This is a genomic window from Actinomycetospora sp. CA-084318, from assembly GCF_050955885.1.
Lineage (GTDB): Bacteria > Actinomycetota > Actinomycetes > Mycobacteriales > Pseudonocardiaceae > Actinomycetospora.
Genome location: NZ_CP192098.1, coordinates 5338936 through 5361271, shown reverse-complemented (window position 1 = coordinate 5361271; position 22336 = coordinate 5338936). Strand labels below are relative to the sequence as shown.

Here is a 22336-nt window from a genome sequence, read left to right as displayed (position 1 = left end):
GTCAGCCCTGCGCCGGCTCCACCGCGTACACCTCGAGGGCCTCCGGGACGCCCTTGAGGTTCAGGCGACGGCGACGCCGCGTGGAGACGGTCCGCGCGTCGAGCCGGCCGAGGAAGTCGCCGCTGACCAGGATCTCGTCGGCGCGGGCGGCGTCGCCCAGGCGGGCGGCGACGTTCACCGCGACGCCCAGGTAGTCCCCGCCGACCCGGCGCGGCCGCCCGACGTGCAGGCCCGCCCGCATCCGGGGCGACCAACCGTCGACGTGCAGCGCGCCGAGCCGGCGGCGGGCCTCCAGGACGGCCTCGAGGGCGCCCCGGGGGTCGGCGAACGCCACCATCAGCCCGTCGCCGAGGCGCTTGACGACGGTGCCCGCCCGCTCGGTCATCGGCGGCTCCCAGGCCTCTCCGACGCGGCGCAGCACACGCAGCACCTCGTCGTCCCCGGCCTCGAGCGACCAGTGGGAGAACTCGACGAGGTCGGTGAAGACCAGCGTCACCTCGTGCTCGCCGCCGCCGCGCCCGAGCCGTTCGAGGAGCGACTGCCAGATCTGCACGCCCCCGAGGCCGAGCTCGCGCACCACGCCGGGGCGGTCGCCCGTGAGCCCCACGATCGCCCGCCCGGCGGCCTCGGTGTGCCGGGCCCCGCCCAGCGAGAGCGGGTCGCCGAAGTGGGCGTCCCCGGGCAGCGTCTCCCGCACCCGCCGCACCGCCCGTTGCAGCGTCGGGGACCGGTCGAGCTCGCGGGCCCGGGCCGCGGTGCGCACGGCGGCCACGCGGAACCGCTCGGCCCGTGAGGGGACCGAGCCGTCGTCGGGTGCCGGCGCCGACCCGTCGTCAGGAAGGTGCTGGGGGTCGGTCATCGCAGCAGCCCTTCGAACACCTGGCGGTCCACGGCCTCGACGAGGTCCTCCAGGGCCATGCGGCCCGGTCGGTACCACTCGATGAGCGAGTTGACCGTCCCGGAGAGCAGGCGGGCTGCGACGACCGGGTCGACGTCGTCGCGCACGGCTGCGACCAGGCCCGCGATCGTCTGGTCGAACTCGCGGCGACGGGCCAGCGCCCAGCGCTCGGTCTCGGTGTTGCCGCGCAGCCGCAGCAGCAACGTCACGTACGGCAGCTCGGTGCCCAGCACCTCCACCTGCCTCCGGACGATGTGGCGCAGGCGGTCGACCGGTGCCCCGGACACGGCGTCGGGCTCGGCGAGGATGCCGAACAGCCCGTCGAGCGCCCGGTCCAGCGCCGCCCGCAGCAGCGCCTCCTTGCCGGAGACGTGGTGGTAGAAGGACGACTTGGTGATCCCGGCGGCGCGGGAGAGGTCCTCCATGCTCGTCGCGTCGTAGCCGCGTTCGTTGAACGCCTGCGCCGCGACCTCGACCAGCGACGCCAGCGTGTACGGCTCGGCGTGCCCGGACCGGCGACCGGGTCGGCCCACCCGTCCCGCCCCGTCGCCCCGCTCGTCACTGGTCATGATCCCCGGGACCCTAGCGCCGTGCGGCCGGATGGTTGACGCTGTCCGCGGGGACGGGTGTCACCGGTCACCCGCCGCTGCTATCGTGCTGTCCGACCGAACGATCGTTCGGCGACGCTGCGCCCCCGGGGAGAGGCCATGACGACGACCACGGGCGCGCCGCTGCTCGCCCCGGCCGGCGACCACCGCAACGCCACCCGCACGATCGGTGCCCCGTTGGCGCGGGCCCTCGCCGTCGCGCCGGGTGCGACGGCCGTGGTGTGCGCCGGGATGGAGTTCACCTACGCCGAGCTCGGTGCGCGCGTGCGTCGCCTCATCGGCGCCCTCGCCGACCTCGGGCTGGAGCGCGGGGACCGGGTCGCGGTGCTCGGCGCCAACGGCCACCGCTACCTCGAGCTCTACCTCGCCGTGCCCGCCGCGGGTCTGGTGATCGTCCCGCTGAACACCCGGCACTCCGACCCGGAGCGGGTCTACGCGATCGCCGACTCGGGCGCGCGGGTCCTCGTCACCGACCGGGACGTGGCCGGCGTGGACGCCGGGGTGCGGGTGATCGGCCTCGAGGACGAGTACGACCGGCTCCTCGCCGACGCCGCCGAGCGGCCGATCCCCGACGGGGACGACGCCCCGGCCGAGCACGACCTGGCCGGCATCTTCTACACCGGCGGCACCACGGGGGCGGCCAAGGGCGTCATGCTCACCCACGGCAACCTCGTCGCGAACGCCTTCCACTTCATGGCGTGCTGGCCGTTCACCGAGGACACCCGGTTCATGGTGGTCGCGCCGATGTTCCACGCGGCGGGCACGATCGGCGCGCTCGCCACCATCTGGGCCGCGGGCACGCAGGTGATCGTCCCGGCGTTCACCCCGGCCGGGGTGCTCGACGTCGTCGAGTCCGAGCGGGTCACCGCCACCCTCGTGGTCCCGACGATGATGGACGCGCTCGCCGTCGAGCAGCGCGAGCGCCCGCGGGACGTGTCGTCGCTGCGCTGGCTCTCGCACGGCAGCTCGCCCGCGGCGCGGGAGCTGCTGCGCCGCACGCACGCGACCTTCCCCGCCGCGTCGATGCTGCACATCTACGGGCTCACCGAGACCTCGCCGATCGTCACGCTGCACCCCGACGAGCAGCTGCGCCTCGACTCGCCGCGCGCGATGTCCTGCGGACGGCCCGCGGTCGGGGTGGAGGTGCGCATCGAGGACCCGGTCGAGCGGACGATGCTGCCGAGCGGGCAGGTCGGGGAGGTCGCGATCCGCGGGGCGAACGTGACCCCGGGCTACTGGAACAAGCCCGAGGAGACCGCGAAGGTCCTCGACGGCGGGTGGTTCCGCTCCGGCGACCTGGGCTATCTCGACGACGCCGGGTTCCTGTTCCTCGTCGACCGCGCCAAGGACATGATCGTGTCCGGGGGCGAGAACGTGTACTCGGCCGAGGTGGAGAACGCGCTCTACTCGCACCCGGCGGTCGTCGAGGCGGCGGTCTTCGGCATTCCCGACGAGCGCTTCGGCGAGGCGGTGCACGCGACCGTCCAGGTCCGCGCGACGGTCACCGCCGACGAGCTCGTGGCCCACTGCCGGCTGACGATCGCGGGCTACAAGGTGCCGCGCACCGTCGAGCTGCGGGAGGACCCGCTCCCGAAGTCCGGCGCCGGGAAGATCCTCAAGCGGAACCTCCGGGACGCGTTCTGGGAGGGGCGCGAGAGCAAGCTCGTGTGAGCACTTTCCGTGGCCCTGGCCACGGAAAGTGCTCACATCACCGGGCGAGCCGCGGCAGCAGCGCCGACGCGATCGTGATCATCACCGCCGCGGCCACCAGCAGCACCGTGAAGCACAGCCCGAGCCGGGCGGGCGTGCCCACGAGCAGGCCGCGCAGCGCCTCGACCTCGTAGCTCAGCGGGTTGACGTGGTTGACCACCTGCAACCAGCCCGGCATCACGTCGACCGGGTAGAGCGCGTTCGAGGCGAAGAACAGCGGCATCGTGATCGCCTGGCCGATGCCCATCAGTCGGTCGCGGGAGAGCACCACGCCTGCGAGCGTGATCGACAGGCAGCAGAAGAACGCCGACCCGAGCACCACGACGACCGCGGCGCCCAGCAGCTTCAGCGGGTTGCCCGTCAGCCCGACCCCCAGCAGCAGCGCGATCACGACGACGACCAGCGCCTGCACCAGGGCGCGGATGCCCGCCGCGAACGCCTTGGCGGTCACGAGGGCGGCCCGCGGCGTGGGGGTCACCAGCAGTTTCGCCAGCACGCCCGCGTCCCGTTCCCAGATGACCTGGATGCCGTAGAAGATCGCGATGAACAGTGCCGACTGGGCGAGGATCCCGGGGGCGAGGAAGTCCAGGTAGGGCGTCGACCCGGTCGGGATGGCGTGGATGCGGCTGAACGTCGTGCCGAACACGATCAGCCACAGCGCGGGCTGGACGGTGCGGGTGACCAGCTCGGTGCGGTCGTGGCGCAGCTTCTGCAGCTCGACCAGGCACATCGCGCCGACCCGGCGCAGCAGCAGCGCGACCTCGCCGACCGGCGAGGTCCGCTCAGCCGACGCGGCGGGCGGTGCGGCGGGCAGCACGGACATCGCGCATTCCTCCTGCGGGTTCCAGGGTGTCGCCGGTGTGGTGGCGGAACACGTCCTCGAGGGTCGCGCCCCCGCCGATCGCCGCCGTGAGCTCGGCGGGCGTGCCCTCGGCGCGGAGCCGGCCGCGGTGCATCAGGGCGACGCGGTCGCAGTGCAGCTCGGCCTCCTCCATCGCGTGGGTGGTGACGAGCACGGTCATGCCGTTGGCCCGCCGGACCTCGTGGATGCGGTCCCAGACCCCGGAGCGGGCGACCGGGTCGAGCCCGACCGTCGGCTCGTCGAGCACGAGTACCCGCGGGGCGCTGACCAGCGCCTGCGCCAGCTCGAGCCGCCGGACCATGCCGCCGGAGTAGGTGGACGCGGTGCGGTCGGCCGACTCCGTCAGGCCCATCGCGTCCAGCACCGCCTCGATGGCGTCGGCCCGCTCGCGGCGCGGCACGTCGAACAGGCGCGCGAACAGCGCCACGTTCTCCCGCCCGGTCAACGACCCGTCGGCCGAGAGCTGCTGGGGGACGTAGCCGAGCAGTCGGCGCACCCGTCGTCGGGACCGGACGACGTCGAGTCCCTCCACCAGGACCGACCCCGGCGGAGCGGGCAGCAGGGTGGTGACGGCGCGCAGCGTCGTCGTCTTGCCCGCACCGTTCGGGCCGAGCAGCCCGAACACCTCGCCGGGTTCCAGGGCCAGGTCGACCCCGTCCACCGCGACGTGGTCGCCGAAGGCGTAGTGCAGGTCGTTCACCAGCACGGGGCTCACGGTTCTCCTTCCACCGCGTCGAGCAGGCGTTCCAGGGCCGGGACGGCCGCCTCGAGGGCGGTCCGGTCGGCGTCGGGGAGTCGGCCCAGGGCCGCCTCGACGAGTTCCGAGCGCGCCGTGCGCCAGCGCTGCAGGCGCTCCCGGGCGGCCCCGGTGAGTTCGAGCCGCACCGCGCGCCGGTCCGCCGGGTCGGTCCGGCGCACCAGGTGGCCGTCCGCGACGGCGCCGCGGACGGCGGTGGAGACGGTGTTCTCGGCGAGGCGCAGCCGGCGGGCCACGGCGCCGACGCCGGCCCCCGGGAGCTCCTCGACCGCCCGGAGCAGCTCGACCCGGCCGGCGGGCAGGTGCTCGACGCCGAGTCGCTCCCGGGTGCGTCGCCGGACCGCCCGCCGGAGTGCCGTGACGGCCGGCAGGAGCCGGTCGGCGAGGACGACGGTCGTGGTCACCCAGATAATTTAGCTCTGCTATCGAGGCAAGTCGAGTCGTCGGCCACGCCCCGGGCCGTTCCGATCGGCCGGGTGCGTCTCTACGCTCCTGCGGGGAGCGGACCACGACGAGGAGGCCCCGCGTGCACCAGCACCTCGAGGTGCGGATCGGCGCCTGCCCGGACTACGTCTGGGCCGTGCTGACCGACGTCGCCCGCTGGCCGGACTGGTCGTCCTCGCTGCGGGCCGTGGAGCCCTTCGACGGCGGCCCGCTGGTGGTCGGCGGCGGGGTGCGCGTGCGCCAGCGTCACCTGCCCGACCGGGAGTGGCGCGTCACCGAGCTGCGTCCGCACCGCGGGTTCACCTGGCGCGGGACGGGCCTGGGCTCGGCGTCGTCGTTCCGGGTGCGGCTGGGCCGGTCGGCCCAGGGCCGGGGCACCGACGTGTCGGTCGACCTGGACCGTTCCGGCTGGATGGGCAGCGTCGTCGGCGCCATGACCGGCTCGACCGCGGCGGCCCACCTCGACGAGCTGCTCGACGGCCTGCGTCGCCGGTGCGAGGCCGGGCAGGGGCGAGCGGAGCGACGGGGGACGACGCAGTGCGCTCCCGCTCCGGTCGGCGTGGCGGACGCGGCGGCCCGTCCGCGGTCCTGAGGGGGAGTAGGCCCCCGGTCGTTACTCCTGTCCGGCCCGGCACTACTCGACCCGTCGTCGTGACCTTCTGCCCGACCGGACGGTCCTCCTAGCGTCGGCGGCACCGCAGACGGGCCGCCCGGGCCCGGTGCCGACCGAGGAGGACGACGTGCACGACGAGCGCCACCACCCGTACCCCGCGACCCCGCAGGCCCCGCAGTACGTGGTGGCCGCACCGACCTGGCCCGTGGGTCCGGACGTCGGCGGGGTCATGTACGTGAACGGCGTGCCGCAGCCGTTGAGCCGGCGGAGCTCCCGCGTGGTGATCGCGGCGGTGGTGTTCGCGACGTGCGTCGTCCCGCTGATCATCATCGCCGCGGTGATGTTCATGATGCCGGACGTCGACGGGATGATCGGCGACGCGACGCGCAGCGTCCCCTCGCTCACCGTCCCGGCGCGCTGACCGGACACGAGGGGAACGACGACGGGCCCGGCTCCCCTCGGGGAGCCGGGCCCGTCGTCGTGTGCCTGGGGCGTCAGGGCTCGTGCGGGTACACGGCGACGACCGTGCCGTCCGCGCGCGCGGCGACGTACCCGCTCTCGGAGTACGCGTTGGAGGCGTACATCCGCACCGTCGCCCCGGAGTCGGCGTCGCCCTCGAGGGCGAGGTAGCGGGAGTCGGCGTCCCGGACCCCGACGCTGCGGTCGACCCCGGCGAGCAGGGCGAGCAGCGGCCGTGGGTCGATGCCCGCGAGGTCCACTGCCGGCTCGTCCGGGTCGTGGGAGGTCGCGTCCGGGCTGCCGACCCCGCCGCGGTAGGAGACGCGGTGGGCCCGCGCCGGCTCGCCGGGCACCGGCAGCTCCAGCACCGCGTACCCGGGGTTCAGGACGAGGTCGTAGACCTGCGCCGACCCGCGGGCGGCGACGAGGTCGTCGACCATGCGCCGCCAGCCGGCCTCGGAGTGCAGGTCCACGGGCGTGACCACGCGGGCGCCCGGGGCGGCGGCACCGGAGGTCGTCGGGCCGTCGGCGGACCGCCGGACGAACGCCGAGCCCACGAGGGTGAGGGCGCCGAGCACCGCCAGGACCACGACGAACGCGACGACGGCGTCGGCCCACGACCATCGTCGGGACGGCGGAGCGGGCGCCGCGGGACCCGGCGGGGGATCGGCACGGCGCGCGCGCTGCAGGTCCGCGACCAGGGCGGACAGCTCGGCGATCGAGCGCGCACGCATCGCGGCGGCCGTGCGTTCCCGGTGCTCGGAGCCGTCGATCTGGCCCTCGGCGAAGGCCGTGTCGAGCAGGTCGCAGGTGGCGGTGCGGTCGGTGTCGCGGGCGCGGGTGGCGGTCACGCCGGCGACGCTAGGGCCGCCGTCGGCGCCGCCGGCTCGTCGTGGACGAGGTCGAGTAGGTCGGCCGGGAGGTCGAGTAGCCCCGCCGCGCTACTCACCCGCCGCGGTGGGTGGCGGACATCCCGGTCCCGGGAGCCGCGGAACGGGGTACACCCCCCGTGTGCAGCTGGTGCCCGGTCCCCGTCAGGTCGTCCGCGAGGCGCGGATGCTCACGTCCGCACCTCGCGGCCTGCTCGCGCTCGGCCGCATCTGGGCGCTCCCCGGGGTGCGGGTCAACCACCGCGAGGAGCCGGGTGACCCGGAGACGGACGCCCCGCCGCCGCTGCCGTCCCCCGGGCCGCGCGACCAGACGCTCTTCGACGGGCACGGGCCGATGCTGCACCGCGTCTTCACCGTCCACGTCCCGGACGCCACGCTGGGCCCGCGCGAACTCGTCGCGGTGCTGGTCGCGGACATCAACGCCGCGATGATCCCCGGGGCCGCCCGGTTCGACCGCGTCACCGGTTCCGATCACGCCCTGAGCGTCGGCGACGAGTACGTCGTGCGGATCCCCGGGCCGTGGGACGGGCCGGTGCGGGTGGTCGACCGCACCGACGAGACCCGCCGCTCGTCGTTCCGGCTCGCCACCCTCGAGGGCCACGTGGAGGCCGGGCAGATCGAGTTCGCGGCCGAGGGCGCCGGGGACGAGGAGGGCGGGGACCCGACCCTGCAGTTCAGCATCACCACGTGGGCCCGCGCGGGGGACGTCGTCGCCGACCTGTTCTACAGCCGCCTGCGGCTCGCGAAGAACCTGCAGTACCAGCTGTGGGTGCACTGCTGCGTGCGCGCGGCCGAGCTGGCGGGGGGCCGGCCCGAGGGTGGCGTGGAGGTCGTGACCCGCACCGTGGAGTGGACCGACGAGGTCGCCGAGAAATTCTCGGCGGCCGGGTAACGCCCGGGCCCCCACGGGCGAACTGACAGGTGGCCCCGGCGGGCCGCGGGACCCCCGACCTCGCGGCTCACCGGGGCCGTCGTCGTTCATGATCGGTCTCCGGACGGTCCGGCGCGCCTGCGCGGGGTGACGCAGAGGTCGACCTAGCCTCGATCGCGTGTCCTCCGGTCGAGTCCGCGTCCCCGTCCCGGGCGCCGTCGTCGGCGTCGTGATCGCGCTCTGCGCCGTGCTGCTGCTCAAGTGGTTGGCGATCGTGGCCCTGGTCGGGTGGGGGCTGACCCTGCTGGTGCGCTGGGCCTGGCGTCGTCAGCGGGGTGTCGCGGCACCGCCGCTCGACGCGGGTCTCGACCTGCTCCTGCCCGCGCCCCGGGAGGAACCGGCCCCCGTGGTGGGGTCGGCGGCGTCGGAGGACTGCACCTGGTGCGGCCTCGTCGGCGGGCACCGCGACCTGCGCGGCCGCCTCGTCCGCCCGCGCCACGCGCATGTGCCGTCCGGCAGGTGAGCACAAAGTGGGGTCATGGGCCCACTTTCTGCTCACCTGCGCGGAGCGCACCTCACGTCACGTCGTCGTAGTCGCTTCCCGACGGCGGGTCGGTGCGGGTCGGTGCCGGCGCCGGTGCGGCGGTCCGGGCGGGCTCGAGCACCGTGGGCGCCACCGGCGTCGAGGCGGTGACGGTGCTCGCCGAGGCCCCGGCGGAGGCCATCGGCGACGGCCCCGCCTCGTCGTCGGCCAGGCCCTGCCACGGCGAGGCCTTCGCGGCCCGGCGGTCGTGGATGCGGCAGACCTGCGCGGCGATCTCGAACAGCACCGTCAGCGAGCAGCCGAGGGCGAGCATCGAGAACGGGTCCTGGCCGGGCGTGACCACCGCGGCGAACACGAAGATCGCGAAGATCAGCCCGCGGCGCCAGGCCTTGATCGTGGCGTACGGGAAGATGCCGACCCGGTTCAGCATGATCATCAGCAGGGGGAGCTCGAAGCTCACGCCGAAGATGACCAGCAGCGTGATGAGCAGGCTGAAGTAGTCGTCGCCGCGCAGCGCGGTGATCTGGATGCCGCCACCGACGGTGACCAGGAAGTACAGCGCCTTCGTCAGCACCAGGTACGCCATCACGGCGCCCGCGACGAACAGCAGCGTGCCCACCCCGATGAACACCCGGGCGAACTTCCGCTCGTGCGCGTGCAGCCCCGGCGTGATGAACCCCCACAGCTGCGAGAGCCACACCGGGCTGGAGAGCACCACGCCCGCCGCGACGCCGACCTTGATGAGCAGGGTCAGCTGTTCGAACGGGGCGAAGGCGACGAGCTGGCAGCGGTTCGGGTCGCCGAGCGTCAGCCGCGCGCCGGGCGGCAGGGCGCAGTAGGGCTCGGTGAGCAGCTGGCCGAGCGAGGGCAGCCCGAAGACATGGAACTGGTACCAGAGGACGCCGACGATCGTGCCGAGCAGGATCGCGATGACCCCGATCATCAGCCGGCGTCGCAGCTCGTGGATGTGCTCGAGCAACGTCATGGTGCCGTCGGGGTTGCCGGCGCGCGGCCGCAGCCAGCGGGGGACGTGCATCCACGACGGTCGTGCCACGGCCGATCAGCCTACGGGCGCCGTGTGTACCCCCGGTGACCCGGCACCGACGGGCGCGAGGCGCAGCCGTACCAGCAGGCCGCGGTGGTCGCTGCCGGGCAGGTCGAGCACCTGGAGCGTTCGGGGGTACGGACCGCTGCCGTCCGGAGCAGGACGGGTGAGCACATGGTCGATCTGGGTGGCCAGCCAGCGGGGGGCGGCGCTGTTCCAGGTGCCGACGAGCGAACCGCCGGTCGCCGTGCCCGCATCGGTGCACCCCGCCGTGCCGGCACGGAAGGCGGAGTGGTCGGGCGAGGCGTTCAGGTCGCCCACCACCATCGCCGGGCCCGGTGCGGCGCACCAGCGCTGCAGCATCGCCAGCTCCCCGGGCCAGTACGCGATCCACTGCGGGACCGGCGACACCAGGTGCACCGCGACGAGCCTCGTGGCACCGAGGAGGCCGCCGGTCACCTCCGCCCACGGGTAGCGGGTGTCGCCGTCGAGGCGCCGCGCGGTGACGTCGCCCGCCCGCGGGGAGCTCGCGACGACGATCCCGCGGACCTCGGCCGCGGACGCCGGCACGTTGGTCCAGGTCCGCCAGCCCGGGAGCAGCCCGGACAACGCCCGCCGCATCCGGTCGCCGGCCTCGGGCAGCACCACGAGGTCGGCGCCCGCACCGAGCGCGGCGGCCGCGATCGCGCGCGGGTCGGCGTGCCCCTCGAAGGAGTTGAGCTCCAGGACGGTGAGGTCCGCACCGCCCGGCGGCGGCCCCGGGTCCGGGATCGCGCGCGGGATCACGACCGCCACCGCCAGCACCGCGACCGCGAGCACCGGGGTGAGCAGCGGCCACCAGCGCGGCCGCAGGGCCAGCAGCCCCACCCCGACGACCCACGTCGCGACGGCGAGCGGCAGGCGCAGCGCCGCGAACACGGCGAAGGGCAGCACGCGGTCGATCCCGAGCAGGTCGGGCAGGAGCACGAGCACGGCCAGGACGAGGGCGACGGCGGCGCCGAGCAGGTGACGGGTGCGGCCGGTCCGGGTGCCGCCGCCGGACGGGTCCGCGGAACCGGGGGACCGCCCGGGCAGGGGCGGTCGCTCGGTCGTGGACATCGAGGAGGATCCTAGGGGGGAGACGTCGGCGGGCCGTGAGACGACGCGACCGTCCGGAATGTGGTGATCCCGCCGCACGAATGGGTAATGCTGGACTCTCGGCAGGGAGGGGGAGCGACACGGTGGGCGATCGACGAGCGGCGGAGAAGGTGTTCCCCCTGCCCGCCGGCATCGACTGGCGCGGCGTGGTGGGCAGCGACGCCGACTCCGTGGAGCTCAAGATGCTGCTCGCCGTGGACGGCGAGCCGGTCCCCACCGAGACCGGCCGACGCCGTCGCGGCGCCCGCCGGATCTACCTGCTCGACACCCCCGAGCTCGACCTCTGTGCCGCGGGCGTGCACGTCCGGGTCCGCCGTCGCGGGCCGCGCCGCTACGACCTCGTGGTCCGGGTCCGCGACCGGGACCGGGTCACCGGACGGCGCGGTCCCGAGGAGGCCCGCGTCGAACTCGACGTGCTGCCGGGGAACCTGCTGCGTACCACCGAGCTGCGGCGCACCCTCGACCCGGACGTCGTGGCGGGCTGCTTCGACTCCGGCGATCCGCCGGGATGCCTGCTCTCGGGAGCTCAGCGGCGCTGGCTCGAGACGCTGCTGCCCGAGGGACTCTCGAGGGCCCTGCTCGACGACCTCGTCCTGCACGGACCGCTCACCACCCACCGCTACCGCGTGCCGCGGTCGCGGTTCGACGTCGGGCGGGCGTTCCTGGAGCACTGCCGCTACCCGAGCGGGCTGGAGCTGCGCGAGCTGTCGGTCAAGTGCCGACCGGCCGACGCACCCCGGGCGGCCGTCGCCCTGGCGCGGTTCCTCGCCGACCACAGCATCGAGGTCGCCCGGGGGCACCGCACGAAGACCGCGCTGTGGATCGAGGAGATCCGCGAGGGCGTCGAGTCGGCCTGATCGCGCGCCGCCGACCACTCGGCGATCGGCGGACCGCATCCTGAGAGGTCGACGGACCCGTGGCACGCCCCCACGGCGGAGCCGTTGCTCCGGACGGCCGAGGGTCGTGACCGGTGGGCGCGCGACGAGCGCCCGTGGTCGCCACGGTCTCGCCGTGCTCTCAGGTTGGCCACGGAACCGTCACGGGCACCCCTACCTTTCCGCCCCGTGACGACGACCGACGGTGCTGCGCTCCCCCTGGCCCCGGTGACCCGACAGGGTCTGCTGCGGGTCGGCCTGCACGTGCTGCTCGCCGCGTTGCCCCTGCTGGCGATCTCGGCGCACGTGTTCGGCCTCATCACGATGAACTGGTCGGCGGCGCTGCTGGTGATCCCGCTGGCCACGACGATCCTCGCGTTGTCGATCTTCGACCCGCACCCCGAGGACCGCGTCATCCTGCACGGTTTCGTCTGGGGGATCGTCGCCTGCGCGCTCTACGACGTGTTCCGGCTCGACACCGTCTACATGCTGGGCTGGTGGGCCGACTTCATCCCCACGATGGGCACCTGGATCGTCGGGCCCGGCGCGTCGACGACGACCGGCGCGTGGGTCGGCTACCTCTGGCGCTACCTCGGTGACGGCGGCGGCATCGGCGTCACCTTCTTCGTCCTCGCGGCCTTCCTCGGCCTGCACCGGCGGCCCGCGGGCGTCGTCGTCGCGGCGTCGGTCGCCTTCGCCGTGTTCCCGGTGTGGGCCGGCCTGATCGGCACGGTGTGGCTCGCCCCGCGCGGCCAGACGATGATGTTCCCGCTCACCCCGGTCACCATCACCCTCTCGCTGATCGGCCACCTGATCTTCGGCCTGATCATGGGCCTCGGGTTCGTCAAGACGCGTTCCGCGCACCGGTACTGGCCGTGGACGCCGGTCGTCGACTGGTTCGTCCCGGCCGAGGGCTCCGCCGAGGGCACGCTGCGGGTGTCCCACCCGTTCCCGACGTCGGGTCCGGTCCGGTCCGCCGCCCGGCCGGCGGTCCGGGCGGCGGCTCCCGCCCCGGCCCCGCAGCCGGAGCGGCCGCACGTGGTGCCGCCGCCCCCGCTGCCGGCCGGTCACCCCTCGGCGCCGATCCCGCGGCAGCACCCGTCGGGCCCGCTGCCGGTGGCCGGCCCGACGACGGGGTCGCACCCGCGCACCGGCTCCGGCCCGCTGCCGGTGGCCGGCCCGACGACGGGGTCGCACCCGCGCACCGGCTCCGGCCCGCTGCCGGTGGCCGCGTCGACGACGGGATCGCACCCGCGTACCGGCTCCGGCCCGCTGCCGGGCGGGGCGTCCTCGTCCCGGTCGTCGTCGGCCACCCGGTCGGGCTCGGGGTCCACGACCGGCGCGACCCGCACCGCCTCGTCGTCGGGAACGGGTGACACGGGCAACCACACGCTCGACCCGGAGACCTGGGCCCTGTGGCAGCGCCAGCTCGCGACCACCGTGAAGGGCCGGCGCACCCACCGCTGGCGCTGACCCTCTGTCGCGGGCCCCGGGAGGGCCCCACGACCCACCTCGGAGCCCATGCACCCCCACCGGCCACGATGGGACCCGTGACCCGCCGCGTGCTCCCCGTGCTGCTGCTCGTCGCCCTGCTCGCCGGGTGCGGGAGCGGCGGCCCCGTCAGCCCGGCGACCGTGGTGCGGGCGGCGATCGTGGCCACGGCCGCCGCCGGCCCGTCGCGCGTCACCGTGGAGGGCCGCACGGCGGTGGCCGGCCAGCAGATCCCGCTGCAGGGCGCGGGCGTGCTCGATCCGCGCGCCCAGGCCGCCGACCTCACGCTCCAGGTGCCGTCCCTCGGCGACGTCCGGGTCGTGTTCGCGGGCGGACGCCTCGACGCGCAGCTGCCGCCGGCGGCGTCCGGCCTGATCGGGCTCGTCGCGGGCGGGAAGCCGTGGGTGTCGGTGGACGCCGACCGGCTCGCCCGCTCCCGCTACGGCGCCCCGCTCGGCGCGCTGGGCGTCGGGACCTCGCAGAACCCGGCCCGCCAGCTCGCGTGGCTCGACGCGATCCGTGACGACGTCCGCGAGGTCGGGCCCGAGCAGGTCGCCGGGCGGGACGCCACGCACTACGCGGGCGTCGTCGACCTCGACCGCGTGCCCGGCGCGCAGGACCCGTCGACGCGGCCGGCGCTCGACCTGCTGAAGCAGCAGCTCGGCGGCTCGACCCTGCCGGTCGACCTCTGGGTCGCGGACGGCCGGCTGATCAAGGTCGCCCAGACCGTCACGGTGCCCGCGCAGGGGACCGGCGCGCCCGGCTCCACCACCACGAGCCTGACCTTCACCGAGGTCGGCGGCGCCCCCGAGGTCGTCCCGCCGCCCGCCGACCAGGTCGCCGACCTGAGCGGGCTCCTGCCCGTCGGCTAGACCCTCACCCCGGGACGCGGACGGTCGCGAGCACCCCGCGGTGGTCGGTCCCCGGCACCTCGACCACGTCGAACCCCTCCACCGCGGCCCCGCCGCCGACGAGCACGTGGTCGAGCTGTGCGCCCAGCCAGCGCGGCAGCCCGGCCGGCCACGTCGCGAGCAGTCCCTTCCCGGCGGCGTCCCCGGCGTCGGTGCACCCCGTGGTGCCGGCCCGGAAGGCGCGGATGTCCTCGGTCGCGTTCAGGTCGCCCAGCACCACGGCGGGACCGGTCCCGGGGGCGCACCACCGCGCGAGGGAGGTGAGCTCACCCGGCCACACCCCGATCAGGCCCGGCACCGGCGACGCCAGGTGTGCGCCGACCAGGCGCGTCGGGCCCAGCGCGCCGCCGGTGAGCTCCAGCCAGGGGAAGCGGGCCGGGACCGGCGTCGCCCGCACGTCCCCGAGCGACGGCCCGGCGAGGATCGCGGTCCCCATCGCGTCGGGCTCGGTCGCCGGGACCGACGACCACGACCGGTAGCCCAGCTCCGGGATCGCCGCCGCGAGGCGCTCGCGGAACGGCTCGCCGGCCTCGGGGAGCACCAGCACGTCCGGCCGGCGCTCGCGCAGCAGGGCCGCGAGGGCGGGCACGTCGGCGCTGCCGCGGTCGACGTTCTGCACCATCACGACGAGGTCGGGGCCGGGGTCGGGCGCCGGGTCGTCCGGGATCAGACGGGGGACCAGGGCGACCACCGACACGGCGCCGATCGCGAGCACCGGCACCACCGTCGGCCACCAGCGCGCCCGGATCGCGAGCGCCAGCAGGCCCAGCACCACGACCGCGAGCGTCGCCGGGGCCCGCACCAGCACGAAGCCGACGAAGGGCAGGACGCCGTCGAGCCCGAGGAGGTCCGGGACGAGCAGGAGCGCGACCACCACCACGACGACGAGGCCGGCCACGGCCCGGGAGGGCCGCGGGAGACGCCCGGACCAGCGTCGGCGGGGAACGGTGATCGGCCCGGTGGCCGCCTCGACCCCGGTGTCGGAACCGGTCACGCGCGTCCCACGACGAGCGTCGCCGTCCCCGCGTTGCCGCGGTAGCCGAGCCACGAGTCGTTCGCGTACGCGTACAGATAGCCGGGCCGCGGCAGCTCGACGACCGGGGTCCCGACGACCGCGGTGGTCCCGCGGGTCAGCGCCCCGTCCGGGTCGAGCCGGGCGTTCGCGACCGCCGCGACCATCGCCATCCGCCGCGCGTCCCCGTCCCGCGGCGCTCCGGGCGCCTCGGCCAGGCGCGTCGTGAGGCGGCGCACCACGCGGCGGTAGCCGTCGAGCACCGCGCCGGACGCGTAGTCCGGCCACGCCCGCAGCGGCCACCGGACGAAGCCCGACGGCGGGGTCGACGCGCCGTGGTCGGACCAGGAGCCGCTCGCGGCCAGCGTCCACCGGCCCGCCTCGAGGTAGAGCCCCGTCCCGGCCCACGGGTCGTCGGCGGGCACCACCGCCGAGACCGCGGATCCTGCGGGCACGAGCCGACCGGGGCGGTAGGTCGTCGCCGCGCGGCGGGCGACCGCGGAGGGGTGCACGTCCGGGGCGCCCTCGACCACGCGGGGCACCGACCGGGGCTGCGGGGAGAGCACCGACCAGAGCCCCCGGGGCCCGGGGTCCAGCGGCCCGAGCGGATCACCCGTCGTCGTGATCGGGCGGTCCCAGGTGAGCCCGACCGCGGCGGTGGCCTCGTCGGCCATCCAGCGCAGCGTGATGTCGGAGAGGGCGCGCGGACGGTCGTGCGACCCGCCGACGTCGCCGTGGGTGCCGACGAACCACTGCTGGTCGAACGAGACGTGCTCGCCCGGCGCCGGGTCGACCCACACCGCGGGCACGAACGGCCCGCGGCGCTCGTCGAGGGCCAGCGCCTGGCGGGCGTGGCGGACGTCGGGGGCGAGCGTCAGGTCGTGGAAGCCCTGCACCCGGCGGGAGACGAGGGTGGAGAGCAGCCCGAAGGTGCGGGGGACCCCGAGCGCGCCGACGGTGTCGAAGACGCCGAGGAAGGCGATCGGCGCGGTGTCGTCCGGGCCGAAGCCGGGCGCGTAGGCGAGTCCGTCGAGGCGCTCGCCGCGCTGGTAGCCGTCCAGGAACAGGCGCCGCACGACCCGGTTGCGCTCCCGGCGGGAGGCGCCCGGCGCGAACGCGACGAGTCCCGTCGCGGCGAGCATGCCGGCCAGGCTGCGCACGGTGAAGGCGCCGCGGCTGAAGCCGAGCAGCACGATCTCGTCGCCGGGCCGCCAGGTCTCCGCGAGCCAGGAGTAGGCCTCCCGCACCCGGCGGTTCAGGCCCAGCCCGAGGGCGCCCTCGAGGACGCGCGAGACCGGGTCGCCGTCGGCGCCGACCCCCGGGAAGTACTGCACGAGCTGGGAGGCGTCGGTGCGCAGCGCATCGGCGAGCAGGGAGACGTTCGTCCGGTCGGACGGGGTGTCCCAGGTGCCGTCACAGCAGACGACCAGGCGTCGTGCCGGTGGTTCCGTGGCGGCCATCGGGGCCGGAGGTTAGCGCCTCCCGCCCGCCGCCCCGGCCCGACCCGCGACTCACCAGGCCAGCGGGGAGCGGCGCGGCAGGTCGTCGGCGGAGCGCTGCTCGGGGATGGCGGCGATCGCGGCGCGCACCTGGGCCTCCCGCACGCGGGCCCGCCGGACGGCGGCGCGGTGCCGGGCCTCGGCGTCGGTCGGGTCGAACCGGGCCTCGCCGCGGATGGCGGCGATCTGTCGCTCGTCGAGGCTGCCCCGGCGGCGCAGGGTGACCATCGGGACGGCGAGCCAGGCACCCAGCGCTGCGGCGGCTGCGGCGGCGGCTCCGGTGGCGGGCTTCGACATGCGTGGTACCTCCAGGTGACGACGGACTCACCCGGGATGTCGAGCCACGCTCCATGACTGTTAGGCCACTCGGAGTATTGTCACCCGAGAGTGTGATGAGGCTCGGGGCGCCGACCCGGCGGTCGACGGTCGGCGGACCTCCGTAGGGTGCTCGGGCATGGACGCCGAGGTCGCCGACGAGGTCGCTGCCCGGGCGGTGCCGGTCGACTCCCTCGGGCTCGCCTCGTGGCGCCCCGCGCTGCGCGGGGTGCGGGTGCTGGGCGTCGGCGCCGCTGCCTACGGCGCCCGCGAGCTGCTCGAGATGGGCCGACGGATCGTCGAGTTCGCGGTCGACGAGCTCGGGGTGCGCCTGCTGGTGCTGGGGGCGAGCGAGGCCGGGGCGACGGGGCTCGACGCCGCGGCCCGCGGGATCGGGTCGCCCAGCGACGCCGTCGCCGCCCTCGGCGGCTGGGAGTACGACACCCGCGAGATGGTCGGGGTGGTGTCCTGGCTGCGGGACCGCAACGAGATGTCCGACCCCGACGACCGGGTGCGGGTCGTCGGCGCGGACCCCGTGCGCCCCGCCCGTTCGGTGAAGGTCCTCGGCTCGTACCTGCGCGACGCGGCCCCCGAGCTGCTGCCGCCGGCCCGCGACGGGCTGGCCGAGCTGCTCGACCGGGAGCCCGACGAGCGCCCGCTCAAGGCGCCGTTCCGGGACGCGGTGGTCGGCCTGCACGGCGAGATCGCGGCGGCCGAGGGCCGGCTGGTGGCCGAGACGTCGCCCTCGCGGTACGCCGAGGCCCTCGACCACGCGTGGATCCTGGCGCGGGCCGCGGAGGTCGCCGCGGCACCGCGGGGCACGCCCTTCCCGACGGCGGAGCAGGCCGAGCAGCTGGACACCACGAGCGCCCCGGTGCTGCGCGCCCGGATGGTCGCCGAGGCCGTGACGCGGGCGGCCGGGTCGGCGACGGGCACGCCCGCCGCGCTGTTCTGGGGTCACGACGAGCTGGTCCGCGTCGGCGACCCCACGACGGCGGGTCGGCACCTGCGCTCCGCGCTCGGCGACGCCTACTACGTCGTGGGCGGCTGGTTCGCCGAGGGCAGCGCGTCGGCGGTGCGCCGCCGACTGCTCCGGCCGCTGCGGCCCCGGCCGTCGTCGCACAAGCTGCCCGCGCTCGGTGGCACCGCGGAGTCCGAGCTGCGCAGCGCGCTCGGGGGGACCGACGACCTCCTCGTGGACCTGCGCGGCGCCCGCGGCGGCCTCGCCGACTGGGCGGCGAGCCCGACGACGACCCGCCGGATCGGCAGCGTCGTCGACTCCGGGCAGCTCAAGGAGCGCATCCCCGTGGTGCCGGTCCGCGAGTACGACGCGGTGGCGCTGGTCCCGCGGGTGCACCCGGCCTGGATCCGCTGACCGGACCCGGTCGGGAGTCGCCGGGTGCCGACGTCACGAGCCGTCGTCAGGACGGGGCGGCCTGCGACGGCGGGACCACGTCGTCGCCGTGGTCGGCGAGCTCGTCGCCGAAGCGCAGCGGCGGGATGTCCGGCTCCACGTCCACCCCGCTGGGGTCGCCCGCGCCGTGGGTCTGGCTCGAGCCGCGGTCGATGCCCGCCGCCCCGTCGCGCCGTACCCGGTTGGCCAAGGTTCCGTCGTCCTCCACCGAGCAGGCGTTCCCGCGACGATCACGTTCAACCCCGTGCGTGGACACACGTCGGCCACACGGTCGGGCTACGGTCGGCGCGGCACTCGATCCGCCGGGAGGCTCCGTTGCCCGACCGCAACTCCGACATCGCCTACCCCGGTCCCGGCTCCCGGCCGTTCCGCCGGGACCTCGACCCGATCGCCCCGCACGTCATCGTGCTGTTCGGCTGCACCGGTGACCTGGCCAAGCGCAAGCTGCTGCCGGGTCTGGCCTACCTCGCCGAGTCCGAGCTCGCGCCCGACATCCGGATCGTCGGCTCCGCGATGGAGGACCTGACCACCGACCAGTTCCGGGCGCTGGCCCACGACGCGGTGCAGAACTTCGGCATGCACAAGCTCGCGGAGTCCGACTGGGACGACTTCGCGACGAAGCTGACCTACGTCGGGCAGGGGGAGGGCCCCGAGGCGCTGGCGTCCGCGGTCAAGGAGGCGGGCGCGCAGCTCGGCGACCACGTCCGGCTGCTGCACTACCTGTCGGTGCCGCCGAAGGCCGCGCAGGCGGTCGTCGGGATGTTGCGCGACGCCGACCTCGTGGCGGACGCGCGCGTGGTCATGGAGAAGCCGTTCGGGTTCGACCTGCCCTCGGCGATTCAGCTGAACGACTTCGTCCACGAGGTCCTCGACGAGTCCCAGGTGTTCCGGATCGACCACTTCCTGGGCAAGGAGGCCGCGCAGAACGTCCTGGCCTTCCGGTTCGCGAACGGCCTGTTCGAGCCGATCTGGAACCGCAACTTCATCGACCACGTGCAGATCGACGTCCCGGAGGCGCTCGGGCTCGACCAGCGCGCGAGCTTCTACGAGGCGACCGGCGCGTACAAGGACATGGTGGTCACCCACCTGATGCAGGTGATGGCGTTCGTGGCGATGGAGCCGCCGACGGCACTGGAACCGCGGTCGATCAGCGAGGAGAAGAACAAGGTCTTCCGCTCGCTGCTGCCGATCCACCCCGGCGACGTGGTCCGGGGCCAGTACGGCGGCTACCGCGAGGAGCCGGGCGTCGCGCGCGACTCCGACACCGAGACGTTCATCGCGCTGCGCGTGGGCCTGGACAACTGGCGCTGGGCCGGCGTGCCGTTCTACCTGCGCACCGGCAAGCGGCTGGCCGAGGGACAGCGCATCGTCTCGATCGCGTTCAAGGAGGCCCCGCGGACGATGTTCCCGCAGGGCTCCGGCGTCGGCACCCAGGGCCCGGACCACCTGACGTTCGACCTCGCGGACTCCTCGCGGGTGTCGCTGTCGTTCTACGGCAAGCGGCCCGGCCCCGGGATGCGGCTGCAGAAGCTCTCCATGCAGTTCTCCACGCAGGAGACCGAGGAGGCCTCCGACGTGCTGGAGGCCTACGAGCGGCTGATCCTCGACGCCATGCGGGGCGACCACACGCTGTTCACCACCGCCGAGGGCATCGAGTCGCTCTGGGACCGCTCGCAGCCGCTGCTGGCGGACCCGCCGCCGGTCAAGCCCTACCCGCAGGGCTCCTGGGGGCCGAACGCGATCCACCAGCTGATCGCGCCGAACGCCTGGCGGCTGCCCTTCGAGCGGGCGTGGCGGGAGAGCAGGGGCTGAGTTCCCGACGACGTCCGGGGCCGGGTGGGCCGGCTCAGTCGGTCGACTCGGCGGCGGCCTCGGCCGTGCCCTGGTCCTCGGGCTCGAGGTCGACGTCGAACGCCGGGTCGGCCTCGTCGCCGGGCCCCGGGTGTGGCGGGTCGGCGGGGGCGTCGTCGGGCTCGAGGTCCGGGTCGCGGTCGGTGCGGTCGGTGGGGTTGCCGGGATCGGTCACCGGACCCGGCTACCCGTCCCGGCCGGGTCTCACCGCACGCCGACGGCGGCCTCGGGCCGACGCCGGTGGGCGGGCAGCGGTGCGGACGGGGACCGGCGGGCGTCGGGCAGGCCGGGAGCCGCCGGGAACGGCCTGGTCAGCGGGTCACGCCGGGCGACGGTGTTGTCGATGACGACCTTCGCGGGTGCGCCGCTGCGCTGCGCGGGCGTGCCGTCGATCGGGGTGGTGGCGCCGACCTGCTCGGCACGCCGGCGGGCGCGCTCCACCCGCGCCTGGCGCCGGCGCGTCTCGTCGCGCTCCCGCTGCAGGGAGGAGTGGTGGTGACGACCGCTGTGGCGGGACAAGAGCGATCACGTCCTGGGGGTCGGGGACCGGCTGGGGAACCCTCATGGGGCTCACCTTGGTCATCGCCCACGACACGGCCGAGCTGGTTCCGCCGTTCGGTGTCACCTTCGGTCACGCTCGCCGCTCACCCGGGGTGACCCGGGCGGGGAGCGCGTGCCGGACGGGTGTCCTCAGGCGTGGCGGGCCGGGGCGTCGTACCCGGACTGCGGGCGCTCGTCGAGCTGCGGCAGCGGGATCGGGCCGGTCTCGTCCTTCCACGAGGCGAGCGTGCGCTGGTCGGTGGTCCCGTGGACGGCGGCACTGACCAGCGGCGCGGTGAGCCACGCGGCCACGGAGGAACCGGCGGCGAGGAGGGCGTTGCTGGCGAAGGACATCGGGGACTCCTCGGTGGGGGAGCGGGTCGGTGGGGGAGCGGGTCGGCCGGGGCGTCGTCAGCCGGTGCCGCGGGTGGCGGACCGGTCGGAGGGGGTGCGACCGCGGGGGAGCAGGTCGTCCGCGGCGGGGCGCGGGGTGGGCACGGCCCGCAGCGGCAGCACGGGCGCGAGGGGGGCCGGGTCGGCGCCCTCCCGTGCCCAGGCCGCGCGGGTCCGGTCGTCGATCGAGCCGTGCCGGACCAGGGCGGCCAGCGGCGCCGCGAGCCAGAGCGCGGACGCCCCCGCCAGCGTCGTCAGGGCAGCTCGGCCTGCACGCATCTCGTCCCCCCGGATGTCGTCGACCGGTCGCACGCGATCCGATCGGTGTGGGAACAAGATAAGGGCTACCTGCCGGTCTTCACTAGCCCGTTCGTGTGAGAGCAGGCCGGGTTGCGGCGCGTCAGATCACGATTCGGTCACGGCGACACGGCGGAGATCCCTCGTCCTGGGCGGTCAGTATGTGCCGAACGGGGGATGCGGGTCGCGATCTCGTAACGACCAGGTCGCGACGGACGACGCACCCGTCACAGGCAGTGGCGGCAACGGGGCCGCCGGGGTCGGGGCGAGGGGGCAGGTCATGGGGATCGTCGCAGCGGGTGTCGTCGCGGTCGTGGTGCTGGTCGGGATCGCGGTCGTGCTCCGCGCCGGAGCCGGTGCCGAGCAGCTCGCGCCGCGCCTCTCGCCGGGCTACGCGCCCACCCTGCTCGCCCGGGCGGGCTTCCCCGCCACGGCGCACAACGTCGCCGTGCTGCACGACCACCTCGGGTCGGCCTTCCTCGACGCCGCCCGCGCGACGCTCTCCGCCGAGGCCTTCGTGGCGCTGCGCGGGCGCTGCCTCGCGGCCCGCGGGGGCGTTCCGGTGCCCGGCGGGTCCGCCCGCTCCTGGCCGCAGCGCGTGCTCGACGAGATGGCGGCCGACGGTGCCGACGTCACGGCCCTCCCGCGGCGCACGCAGGACACGCTGCTCGCCACCGCCGGCACCGGACGCGGCCTGTTCGGCGGCTCGGTCTTCGCGCCGCTGCCCGCTCTCGCCGGGGCGCCGACCGTCGTGGCCGTGCCGCGGCCGCGGACCGCGGGCCCGGTCGTCGCGCCCGTCGCCTGAGCCGGGACCCACACCCCACGACGAGCGAACGGCACTCTCGCGCACCTAGATGCTGCGAGGGTGCCGTTCGCTCGTTCGGGGGTCGGAGCGGGCCG

Annotated in this window: 27 protein-coding genes; 11 read left to right on the top strand and 16 right to left on the bottom strand. The window is 75.4% G+C overall.

Annotation, left to right across the window (positions count from 1 at the left end; translation table 11 throughout):
* Position 1: 1 nt before the first annotated feature.
* Together ACQPYX_RS26165 and ACQPYX_RS26160 are read right to left on the bottom strand one after the other, a co-directional pair.
* On the bottom strand, positions 2–859 hold the full coding sequence (locus ACQPYX_RS26165) for an adenylate/guanylate cyclase domain-containing protein (RefSeq protein WP_433800212.1): 858 nt from the start codon (positions 857–859) through the stop codon (positions 2–4).
* Positions 856–1467: a TetR/AcrR family transcriptional regulator gene (locus ACQPYX_RS26160; protein ID WP_433800211.1), complete on the bottom strand. Its 612-nt coding sequence runs from the start codon at positions 1465–1467 to the stop codon at positions 856–858. The genes ACQPYX_RS26165 and ACQPYX_RS26160 overlap by 4 nt, the downstream gene beginning before the upstream one ends.
* A 138-nt stretch (positions 1468–1605) precedes the next feature.
* Between ACQPYX_RS26160 and ACQPYX_RS26155 the strand changes: the two genes are divergently transcribed.
* On the top strand, positions 1606–3177 hold the full coding sequence (locus tag ACQPYX_RS26155) for a class I adenylate-forming enzyme family protein (RefSeq protein WP_433800210.1): 1572 nt from the start codon (positions 1606–1608) through the stop codon (positions 3175–3177).
* Between the two features lie 37 nt (positions 3178–3214).
* Here ACQPYX_RS26155 and ACQPYX_RS26150 read toward each other — a convergent pair whose 3' ends face one another.
* From ACQPYX_RS26150 to ACQPYX_RS26140, 3 genes are read right to left on the bottom strand one after another with little or no spacing between them, the layout of a single operon-like run.
* Entirely contained in the window at positions 3215–4039 is an 825-nt protein-coding gene (locus tag ACQPYX_RS26150) for an ABC transporter permease (RefSeq protein WP_433800209.1), read from the bottom strand.
* On the bottom strand, positions 3999–4793 hold the full coding sequence (locus tag ACQPYX_RS26145) for an ABC transporter ATP-binding protein (RefSeq protein WP_433800208.1): 795 nt from the start codon (positions 4791–4793) through the stop codon (positions 3999–4001). The genes ACQPYX_RS26150 and ACQPYX_RS26145 overlap by 41 nt, the downstream gene beginning before the upstream one ends.
* A complete protein-coding gene (locus ACQPYX_RS26140) occupies positions 4790–5239 on the bottom strand; it encodes a MarR family winged helix-turn-helix transcriptional regulator (protein WP_433800207.1) in 450 nt (149 codons plus the stop codon). The genes ACQPYX_RS26145 and ACQPYX_RS26140 overlap by 4 nt, the downstream gene beginning before the upstream one ends.
* Before the next feature lie 122 nt (positions 5240–5361).
* On the opposite strand from ACQPYX_RS26140, the gene ACQPYX_RS26135 reads away from it, so the two are divergent.
* Positions 5362–5871 carry an SRPBCC family protein gene (locus tag ACQPYX_RS26135; RefSeq protein WP_433800206.1) on the top strand — a complete coding sequence of 170 codons (510 nt, stop codon included), beginning with the start codon at positions 5362–5364 and terminating at the stop codon, positions 5869–5871.
* Between the two features lie 148 nt (positions 5872–6019).
* Positions 6020–6313, top strand: coding sequence for a hypothetical protein (locus ACQPYX_RS26130; RefSeq protein WP_433800205.1), 294 nt, complete (start codon positions 6020–6022; stop codon positions 6311–6313).
* Between the two features lie 73 nt (positions 6314–6386).
* Here ACQPYX_RS26130 and ACQPYX_RS26125 read toward each other — a convergent pair whose 3' ends face one another.
* Positions 6387–7202, bottom strand: a complete 816-nt coding sequence (locus ACQPYX_RS26125) for a DUF1707 SHOCT-like domain-containing protein (RefSeq protein ID WP_433800203.1) — start codon at positions 7200–7202, stop codon at positions 6387–6389.
* A 160-nt stretch (positions 7203–7362) separates the two neighbouring features.
* Between ACQPYX_RS26125 and ACQPYX_RS26120 the strand changes: the two genes are divergently transcribed.
* Positions 7363–8133: a DUF1990 family protein gene (locus tag ACQPYX_RS26120; RefSeq protein WP_433800201.1), complete on the top strand. Its 771-nt coding sequence runs from the start codon at positions 7363–7365 to the stop codon at positions 8131–8133.
* 157 nt (positions 8134–8290) lie between these two features.
* Positions 8291–8635, top strand: a complete 345-nt coding sequence (locus tag ACQPYX_RS26115; RefSeq protein WP_433800200.1) for a hypothetical protein — start codon at positions 8291–8293, stop codon at positions 8633–8635.
* Between the two features lie 52 nt (positions 8636–8687).
* Here the strand turns inward: ACQPYX_RS26115 and tatC are convergent, their stop codons facing one another.
* Together tatC and ACQPYX_RS26105 are read right to left on the bottom strand one after the other, a co-directional pair.
* Positions 8688–9710: a twin-arginine translocase subunit TatC gene (gene tatC / locus ACQPYX_RS26110; RefSeq protein ID WP_433800199.1), complete on the bottom strand. Its 1023-nt coding sequence runs from the start codon at positions 9708–9710 to the stop codon at positions 8688–8690.
* A gap of 6 nt (positions 9711–9716) precedes the next feature.
* A complete protein-coding gene (locus ACQPYX_RS26105; RefSeq protein WP_433800198.1) occupies positions 9717–10799 on the bottom strand; it encodes an endonuclease/exonuclease/phosphatase family protein in 1083 nt (360 codons plus the stop codon).
* A gap of 122 nt (positions 10800–10921) precedes the next feature.
* Here ACQPYX_RS26105 and ACQPYX_RS26100 point away from each other — a divergent pair, with 122 nt between their 5' ends.
* The 3 genes from ACQPYX_RS26100 (at position 10922) to ACQPYX_RS26090 (ending at position 14076) form a co-directional block, all read left to right on the top strand.
* On the top strand, positions 10922–11695 hold the full coding sequence (locus tag ACQPYX_RS26100; protein ID WP_433800197.1) for a hypothetical protein: 774 nt from the start codon (positions 10922–10924) through the stop codon (positions 11693–11695).
* 207 nt (positions 11696–11902) lie between these two features.
* Positions 11903–13186 carry a hypothetical protein gene (locus ACQPYX_RS26095; RefSeq protein ID WP_433800196.1) on the top strand — a complete coding sequence of 428 codons (1284 nt, stop codon included), beginning with the start codon at positions 11903–11905 and terminating at the stop codon, positions 13184–13186.
* 77 nt (positions 13187–13263) lie between these two features.
* Positions 13264–14076 carry a hypothetical protein gene (locus ACQPYX_RS26090; protein WP_433800195.1) on the top strand — a complete coding sequence of 271 codons (813 nt, stop codon included), beginning with the start codon at positions 13264–13266 and terminating at the stop codon, positions 14074–14076.
* A 4-nt stretch (positions 14077–14080) separates the two neighbouring features.
* Here ACQPYX_RS26090 and ACQPYX_RS26085 read toward each other — a convergent pair whose 3' ends face one another.
* From ACQPYX_RS26085 to ACQPYX_RS26075, 3 genes are read right to left on the bottom strand one after another with little or no spacing between them, the layout of a single operon-like run.
* Complete coding sequence (locus tag ACQPYX_RS26085) at positions 14081–15109, bottom strand: endonuclease/exonuclease/phosphatase family protein (protein ID WP_433800194.1); 1029 nt, start codon at positions 15107–15109, stop codon at positions 14081–14083.
* Positions 15106–16587: a DUF2235 domain-containing protein gene (locus tag ACQPYX_RS26080; RefSeq protein ID WP_433800193.1), complete on the bottom strand. Its 1482-nt coding sequence runs from the start codon at positions 16585–16587 to the stop codon at positions 15106–15108. The genes ACQPYX_RS26085 and ACQPYX_RS26080 overlap by 4 nt, the downstream gene beginning before the upstream one ends.
* Positions 16588–16638: 51 nt before the next feature.
* Complete coding sequence (locus ACQPYX_RS26075; RefSeq protein WP_433800192.1) at positions 16639–16923, bottom strand: hypothetical protein; 285 nt, start codon at positions 16921–16923, stop codon at positions 16639–16641.
* A gap of 157 nt (positions 16924–17080) precedes the next feature.
* Here ACQPYX_RS26075 and ACQPYX_RS26070 point away from each other — a divergent pair, with 157 nt between their 5' ends.
* Positions 17081–18316 carry an erythromycin esterase family protein gene (locus ACQPYX_RS26070; protein WP_433800191.1) on the top strand — a complete coding sequence of 412 codons (1236 nt, stop codon included), beginning with the start codon at positions 17081–17083 and terminating at the stop codon, positions 18314–18316.
* Between the two features lie 46 nt (positions 18317–18362).
* Here ACQPYX_RS26070 and ACQPYX_RS26065 read toward each other — a convergent pair whose 3' ends face one another.
* Positions 18363–18545: a hypothetical protein gene (locus ACQPYX_RS26065; RefSeq protein WP_433800190.1), complete on the bottom strand. Its 183-nt coding sequence runs from the start codon at positions 18543–18545 to the stop codon at positions 18363–18365.
* Between the two features lie 125 nt (positions 18546–18670).
* Between ACQPYX_RS26065 and zwf the strand changes: the two genes are divergently transcribed.
* Positions 18671–20167 carry a glucose-6-phosphate dehydrogenase gene (gene zwf, locus ACQPYX_RS26060; RefSeq protein ID WP_433800189.1) on the top strand — a complete coding sequence of 499 codons (1497 nt, stop codon included), beginning with the start codon at positions 18671–18673 and terminating at the stop codon, positions 20165–20167.
* 34 nt (positions 20168–20201) lie between these two features.
* Here zwf and ACQPYX_RS26055 read toward each other — a convergent pair whose 3' ends face one another.
* From ACQPYX_RS26055 to ACQPYX_RS26040, 4 genes are all read right to left on the bottom strand, one after another.
* Positions 20202–20381 carry a hypothetical protein gene (locus ACQPYX_RS26055; RefSeq protein ID WP_433800188.1) on the bottom strand — a complete coding sequence of 60 codons (180 nt, stop codon included), beginning with the start codon at positions 20379–20381 and terminating at the stop codon, positions 20202–20204.
* 29 nt (positions 20382–20410) lie between these two features.
* Complete coding sequence (locus ACQPYX_RS26050) at positions 20411–20725, bottom strand: hypothetical protein (RefSeq protein WP_433800187.1); 315 nt, start codon at positions 20723–20725, stop codon at positions 20411–20413.
* Positions 20726–20896: 171 nt separating this feature from the next.
* Positions 20897–21100, bottom strand: coding sequence for a hypothetical protein (locus tag ACQPYX_RS26045; RefSeq protein ID WP_433800186.1), 204 nt, complete (start codon positions 21098–21100; stop codon positions 20897–20899).
* Positions 21101–21157: 57 nt separating this feature from the next.
* Positions 21158–21418 (bottom strand): hypothetical protein, encoded by a 261-nt coding sequence (locus ACQPYX_RS26040; protein ID WP_433800185.1) that lies wholly within the window; start codon positions 21416–21418, stop codon positions 21158–21160.
* A 298-nt stretch (positions 21419–21716) separates the two neighbouring features.
* Between ACQPYX_RS26040 and ACQPYX_RS26035 the strand changes: the two genes are divergently transcribed.
* Complete coding sequence (locus ACQPYX_RS26035) at positions 21717–22241, top strand: hypothetical protein (protein ID WP_433800184.1); 525 nt, start codon at positions 21717–21719, stop codon at positions 22239–22241.
* The last annotated feature ends 95 nt before the right edge of the window (positions 22242–22336 follow it).

Coding starts and splice junctions, on each gene's coding strand:
- ACQPYX_RS26165 (WP_433800212.1), bottom strand. CDS start 859: ATGACCGACCCCCAGCACCTTCCTGACGACGGGTCGGCGCCGGCACCC.
- ACQPYX_RS26160 (WP_433800211.1), bottom strand. CDS start 1,467: ATGACCAGTGACGAGCGGGGCGACGGGGCGGGACGGGTGGGCCGACCC.
- ACQPYX_RS26155 (WP_433800210.1), top strand. CDS start 1,606: ATGACGACGACCACGGGCGCGCCGCTGCTCGCCCCGGCCGGCGACCAC.
- ACQPYX_RS26150 (WP_433800209.1), bottom strand. CDS start 4,039: ATGTCCGTGCTGCCCGCCGCACCGCCCGCCGCGTCGGCTGAGCGGACC.
- ACQPYX_RS26105 (WP_433800198.1), bottom strand. CDS start 10,799: ATGTCCACGACCGAGCGACCGCCCCTGCCCGGGCGGTCCCCCGGTTCC.
- ACQPYX_RS26080 (WP_433800193.1), bottom strand. CDS start 16,587: ATGGCCGCCACGGAACCACCGGCACGACGCCTGGTCGTCTGCTGTGAC.
- ACQPYX_RS26075 (WP_433800192.1), bottom strand. CDS start 16,923: ATGTCGAAGCCCGCCACCGGAGCCGCCGCCGCAGCCGCCGCAGCGCTG.
- ACQPYX_RS26070 (WP_433800191.1), top strand. CDS start 17,081: ATGGACGCCGAGGTCGCCGACGAGGTCGCTGCCCGGGCGGTGCCGGTC.
- ACQPYX_RS26045 (WP_433800186.1), bottom strand. CDS start 21,100: ATGTCCTTCGCCAGCAACGCCCTCCTCGCCGCCGGTTCCTCCGTGGCC.
- ACQPYX_RS26040 (WP_433800185.1), bottom strand. CDS start 21,418: ATGCGTGCAGGCCGAGCTGCCCTGACGACGCTGGCGGGGGCGTCCGCG.
- ACQPYX_RS26035 (WP_433800184.1), top strand. CDS start 21,717: ATGGGGATCGTCGCAGCGGGTGTCGTCGCGGTCGTGGTGCTGGTCGGG.